We start from the raw sequence: 5,591 nt of genomic DNA on the forward strand, positions 1-5,591 counted from the left end.
GGCCCGCACCGCGCGCGTGCCGCCCCCTCCGCAAGCGCGTCGAACACCGGGAGGCCTCGTGGCCGATTCCCCGTAGCCGTTGCCGCACTGCACCGTGGATCCGCTCGCGCACGTCACGAGATCAGCTCGATGTCGTGGAAGCGCATGACGCCGAACCAGGCGCTGGCCTCCTCCCGCATGACGCGCTCGGTCTCGACCGCGACCTCGCGGACGCGTTCCAGGGTCTGTGCCCGCACCATCTTCGATTCGAGGTCCTCCAGCAGCTGGGCCATGCGTCGATAGCGCTGACAGTGCTGCCGGAATTGGGCCTGCGTCCGGATCCCGTGCACGGCCGCGCCGATGGTCGGCATTCCGATCGACAGGACGACGAGGAGCAGCCCCCAGTCGGAGGGCCGGTCCGCCTCCTCGCCGGTGCCGACCATGTGCAGCACGGCCGCGATCAGCGTGATGCCGAAGATGACGCTGGTCGCCAGGTAGAGCCTGATCTCCCAGGCGCCCTGCCGGTCGGCCGCCTTCCGGTGGTAGCTGATCTGCGAGCCGATCCAGTGACGGCTGAGGTAGTCCCGCAGGGACGGGACGTCGGACGAGGACATCGGGATCGCGGGGCGGTGGGCGGTGACCTCCCGCAGGGCCCTTCTGACCCATGCCTCCGAGGGATCGAAGAGCCGGCTGCCACTGCGGGGGCGCTGCCCCCGGTCCCCTGTTCCGGCGACGGCGAGGAAGTAGGCGGACCGCAGCCGCTCGGCCAGGAACCGGTAGGAGATCCACCGGTCGAGCACGCGCTTCCGGCGGCTCACCACCGGAACCACGAGCAGCACGCACAGCAGCGCGACCTCGACCGCGGTGATCCATTCCCGCTTGGGCAGGAAGGTCACCTGGATCGCGATCGCGACGACGGACGCGGCCGCCATGAGGAAGATCGCCGCCCCTGCCATCCGGAACCGTCGGTGCAGGCGGCATGCCAGGGTGTCGGCCCGGACGAAGTACGGGAGGATCCAGGCGGCCGCGACCTCGTGGGCGTGTGCCACGGCGTCGGACCGGCCGGCGTACTCGGGCTCGAGCCGGTCCCGCTCGTCTCCCAGCCGGACCGGGAGGTCCCGCAGTGCCATGGCGTTGTAACGGCGGAACTCGTCCGCGGCCCGTCGCGTGTTGCGGGCACGCTCCTCGTCCAGCAGGTACTCCAGCTCGGCGTCACCCGTCGTCCGGACCCACGCCAGCGGTACGCCTCGCTCCCTGGCGTAGTCGACGACGGTCGCGGTGCCGCCCCGGCCCCGTGCCGGTCGGCCGTCCCAGAGGGCGACCACCACGTCGGACCGGTCCACGATGTGGCGGCCGGCTCGCTCGTAGGCCTCCTCCCTCGTCCTGCTCGGAGGCGCCTGCCAGGTGGCAGCGGACCGGGAGAGCAGTTCGGAGAACTCGTCCTTCGACGCGTCGCCGGCGAAATCGGTCAGGTAGTCCTCGGGAGGCAGCGGCAGGACCGCCTCGAACCGGGCTCCCGGCTCGGTCAGCAGCTCCCTGACCACCAATCGATCGGCGCCCTCCGCCAGCGCGGAGAGGACGGCCAGTGGTGGCAGCGGCCCGGCGCCGCCGAGGAGGCGTTCGGCGAGCCCGCGGACGGCCTCGTGGATCACCGGCGTCAGCGCGGACGGATCGTCGAGGCTGCGATGGCCCGTCACTCCCACACGCAGCGTGAACGGCAGGCGCCCCGTCCGGTCGGCGAGCCCCGTCGAGTCGGGGGGACGCCGCTTCACGACTGCTCCCCCGGCTTCCCGCGCCGTCCCGGCTCGACGGCCCGTTCGGCCTCCTGCCTCTCCCGCAGCTCCTGCAATGCCTCGTTCATCTGGTGAACCCATCCGGATCGTTCGCGGGCCAGAATCGTCTCCGTCCTTCTGACCAGTTCGACGACCGGGTTCGGGCCTCGCCGCTCATGGGGCCGACGTGCCTCCCAGTCGCCCCTCAGCACCTCCAGATCAGCGGCTGCCCGGTTGTAGGCGATGATGGTGCTGTCCGCCTGCAAGTAACCGAGGCCGGCCAGCGCGGCGGTCGACAAGCCGCCGGTGAACCCGATCCACGGGTCGATTCCGATGGCCGCGAGAAGCGTTCCCGCGCCGCCCGCAGTGATCGCCAGCGCCTGCAGGCCGGTCCGCAGGCGGTCCAGCTGGCGCAGCCGCTGGTAGTAGTAGGCGATCTGGTCCCCCACCCGGATCTCGACGTAGCGCTCGGCCGTCAGCGGGCTCAGGCCGTCGTCCGTGCGGCCTGCTCCGTAGAGCTCGGGTGGCAGCGGACCGACGTACGGGGAGAGGGGGGCCGTGCCCGCCTCCGTCCTGACCAGGCGGCTCTCGATGGCGCCGAGGCTCTCCAGCAGCTGTCTGCGTCGCTGGAGCGACGTGTGTCCCCTGCCGCGTTCCGACGCGTACGCGCACGTGAGGGCCCGGTGGCGGTAGATCTCCGCCTTCACGTCCTCGGCCGCGGAGCGGAGGGCGATCCACCGCTGTCCGCTGGCGCGGCGGCTGGTCCACGCGATGAGCACCGAGACGGTGACGGGTGCCACGACGACCACCCAGTGCAGCGTCCTGCCGCCGATCTCGGCGTCGATGAGTGCGAGCAGGGTGGCGAAGACGCCGAGCGCGAGGATCAGGGCCTGGAAGCGCTGGAAGGCCCGGCGCAGGCGGCTGGCGAGGCGGTCGTACGTGGCGAAGGTCCGCCAGGCCGCTTTCAGGGCGGGTGCGTCCTGAAGGTCCCAGCTGATCCGCCGCGCGAGCGCACGGGGTTCGTCGTCGGTGAGCAACCGGAGGTCCCCCGCGCGGATGATCTCGCCCACCTCGGCGTCCTCGTCGGATGTCGCGAGCGATGCGCCGCCGCCCCGGCGCCGTCGACGGAGCGCGGTGGCGTGCTTCGGCCGGTGGAGCTGCCGCCACTGCTCAGCGAGGTCCCGGGCCAGTCCGCCTGACCACCCGACGACGAAGACCGGCAGCCCGCGGCGCACCGCCGCCAGCACCTCCGCCCGGGCGCTCGGGCCACCACCCGCCAGTACCACCGCCACCGGCCCCGCTCCGGCCAGCCCGGCGGCCACCGCCGGCTTCCACGTGGCGGCCGTCCCCCATGTGGCCACGCTGATTGTGACAGCACGTGACCATTCCCGGTCCGGCTCCTCGCCGTCGCCTCCGGCAGGCACCGCACGCTCCGTTCGGCCGGTCGGCGGAGCGCCCAGGACGGTCCGCGGGCCGTCGACTCCCCGGGCGTGACTGGCACGCAGTGCCGCGGCAGTCACCGGGCCGGTGGCGTGGTCGACCACGACGGCGCCGGTCAGCTCCGCGGCCAGGGAGACCGCGGCACCCACGGTCTCGGCGGTCCGTCCCGGCAGCGTCACCTCCGGTTCCCCGGCGCCACCGCTGACGACGACCACTGGTTGGCCGTCGGGCGGTGCCGGGAACGGCAGGTCCGGGTGATCGGGGTCGATGTCGGTGGCGGGGGCGGCCTCGAACCCGTGACACCCGGTGCCGTGCCCCTGCTGTCGGGGACCGTTCCCTTCCGACGGGTGCGTCGTGGCACTCCGGACGGCCGCCGGCCGCGCCACCGGTTGCCGGGACACGGATCCGGCCGCTGTCCGGTCGTCAGGCGGTGGGGCGTCATCTGCCGGTAGGCCGGGGACCGCCCCGTCGTCGGGGTCGAAGGTCATGCACGGTCACCTCGGAGAACAGCTGGTTTCCGGTGCTTCCACTCCCACCTTCAGGATCTCCGACCGCTGCCCCCGGCGCACCAGCAGACGCCGGCCCATCCGCACCGCCTGGTGCCCGTCTGCGGGAATAGAAGCTAGCCTGGAGGGAGAGATCGTGTGCATACAGCTGGGTGGGAACCCATGTCAGCCACAGCTCCCGGGGCGACGCACAGCGGACGCCGCCTCTTCATCTCGTATGCGCGAGCCGACAGCGACGCGGTACAGCTGTTGGTGAAGCTCCTCCGCGCGATGCGTCACGATCCCTGGTTCGACAACGAGCTCGAATCCGAGGGCGGCAAGGAGTGGTGGGACCGGATCCTCTCCGAGATCCGGAACTGTGACGCGGTGGTCGTCGCGGTATCACCGGCGCTCACGAAATCGGTGCCCGCCAGGCTGGAACGCCAGTACGCGAGGGATCTGGGCAAGCCGGTCGTGGCCGTCATGGTCGAGACCATCCTGCACACCTTACTGCCGAGGGAACTCGCCATCCTGCAGATCGTCGACCTCACCGAGGCCGGCCCCATGACGGGGATCAACCTCGCGAACACCCTGGCAGGCCTCGGACCCGCACCCCCGCTGCCCGACCCGATGCCCGCGCTGCCGGACGTGCCGCTCAGCTATCTGGGCGACCTGGCCGACCGCGTACGGGCGGAGACGATGACGCAGGACGAGCAGCTCCACCTGATCACCAAGCTACGACTCGAACTGAAGGACCGGCGAGGACGGAAGGCCGCGATCGCCCTGCTGCACGAGCTGTCGGAGCGCCGCGATCTCTACGCCGACGCGTGGCAGGAGCTGGACTCGGTCTTGCGCGTCGCGCGGGAGGAGAAGTCGGAACCTCGAGCGACGCCGACGCCGGCCGACCCCACCCCGGCGTCGGCGCCCTCCGGACCCGCACCGCCGGCCGGCTGGTACCGGGACCCGTCGGGCCGTCACGAGCTCCGATGGTTCTCCACCGACTGGACCGATTACGCCGCCGACCACGGCGAGGTCGTCGAAGACCCGGATTTCTGAGACACCGAAGGGAGAAGCGATCATGGCTATGCCAGGACCTCCACCAGGCGACGGTCCTGCGTCTCCGAGCCCTCCCCGGGGACACCGGTACGCGCCGCCATCGGCCGACGAGCGCCGCACCGCCCAGTCGTACCCGACTGAGCAACCCCCGCACCAGAAGGCCCACTTCCAACAATCGGGACAGAAGCCGGTGCCACCACCGGGCACCCGGCCCAAGACCTACTGGGCCTTGTCGATCATCGCGTTCGTGCTGTTCTTCCCCATCGGTGCACTGGGGATGTACTTCTCGGCCCAGGTCACCAGCCGCTGGCTCGACGGGGCCCCGGCCGGGGCGAAGAGCGCGTCGACGACCGCGCTCGTCCTCGATCTGTGCTTCATCGCCATCGGCCTGATCTTCTGGATCGCCATCATCATCGCCGCCGCCTCCAGCGGTAGCAGCGACTACACCGACTACAACTATTGACGGAGGTACCTCCGGTGGCGGCCCGCCACCGGACCTCAACACCGCATACCGATCCGGCAACGGCAGCCGGCCCGCCTCAGGTGCGGAGGAACTCCAGCACCCGGCGGTGGGTCTCCTCGGCCGGTGGCAGGTCCGGCTTCAGCAGGATGTTGCCGATGTGCTTGCTCACCACCGCCTGCACTGCGGGAAGCCGCTACGAGCAAGCGTCCGATTCGACGCGCGGTTCGACCGTCCCAGGTCACGGCCGCCGCCGGGATGCCGAGAACCATCCGCGGTGCAGCGCGAGGGCGGCATCCGAGCGGTGATCATCATGGAGTAGCCGGAGACGGCTCGATTGATGACGGTCCCGGCGGCGACGCCCCGGTTGCGCAGGACGACGGTGAGGCCGCCGAGGTA

General features: G+C 71.3%; 5 protein-coding genes and 1 pseudogene. 2 read left to right on the plus strand and 4 right to left on the minus strand.

Annotated features, from left to right (window positions below; all coding sequences use genetic code 11):
- Nucleotides 1-113: 113 nt before the first annotated feature.
- The gene (locus tag ABZ885_RS34360) at nt 114-1,751 is read right to left on the minus strand and encodes a hypothetical protein (RefSeq protein WP_360197624.1); all 1,638 of its coding nucleotides are present in this window, start codon (nt 1,749-1,751) and stop codon (nt 114-116) included.
- Complete coding sequence (locus ABZ885_RS34365; protein ID WP_360197627.1) at nt 1,748-3,679, minus strand: DUF4231 domain-containing protein; 1,932 nt, start codon at nt 3,677-3,679, stop codon at nt 1,748-1,750. The genes ABZ885_RS34360 and ABZ885_RS34365 overlap by 4 nt, the downstream gene beginning before the upstream one ends.
- A gap of 180 nt (nt 3,680-3,859) precedes the next feature.
- Between ABZ885_RS34365 and ABZ885_RS34370 the strand changes: the two genes are divergently transcribed.
- Nucleotides 3,860-4,732, plus strand: a complete 873-nt coding sequence (locus ABZ885_RS34370) for a TIR domain-containing protein (protein WP_360197630.1) — start codon at nt 3,860-3,862, stop codon at nt 4,730-4,732.
- Nucleotides 4,733-4,760: 28 nt separating this feature from the next.
- Complete coding sequence (locus tag ABZ885_RS34375) at nt 4,761-5,195, plus strand: CD225/dispanin family protein (RefSeq protein WP_360197636.1); 435 nt, start codon at nt 4,761-4,763, stop codon at nt 5,193-5,195.
- A gap of 76 nt (nt 5,196-5,271) precedes the next feature.
- Here ABZ885_RS34375 and ABZ885_RS34380 read toward each other — a convergent pair.
- Together ABZ885_RS34380 and ABZ885_RS34385 are read right to left on the minus strand one after the other, a co-directional pair.
- Nucleotides 5,272-5,373: pseudogene (locus ABZ885_RS34380) on the minus strand (DNA-binding response regulator); the annotation flags it as partial.
- The coding region (locus ABZ885_RS34385) for a hypothetical protein (RefSeq protein ID WP_360197633.1) at nt 5,361-5,591 on the minus strand (231 nt) is incomplete at its 5' end. The gene ABZ885_RS34385 and the pseudogene ABZ885_RS34380, both read right to left, overlap by 13 nt.

This window comes from Kitasatospora sp. NPDC047058, from assembly GCF_040643935.1.
In the GTDB taxonomy this organism is placed as follows: Bacteria; Actinomycetota; Actinomycetes; order Streptomycetales; family Streptomycetaceae; genus Kitasatospora.

Coding starts and splice junctions, on each gene's coding strand:
- ABZ885_RS34365 (WP_360197627.1), bottom strand. CDS start 3,679: ATGACCTTCGACCCCGACGACGGGGCGGTCCCCGGCCTACCGGCAGAT.
- ABZ885_RS34370 (WP_360197630.1), top strand. CDS start 3,860: ATGTCAGCCACAGCTCCCGGGGCGACGCACAGCGGACGCCGCCTCTTC.
- ABZ885_RS34375 (WP_360197636.1), top strand. CDS start 4,761: ATGCCAGGACCTCCACCAGGCGACGGTCCTGCGTCTCCGAGCCCTCCC.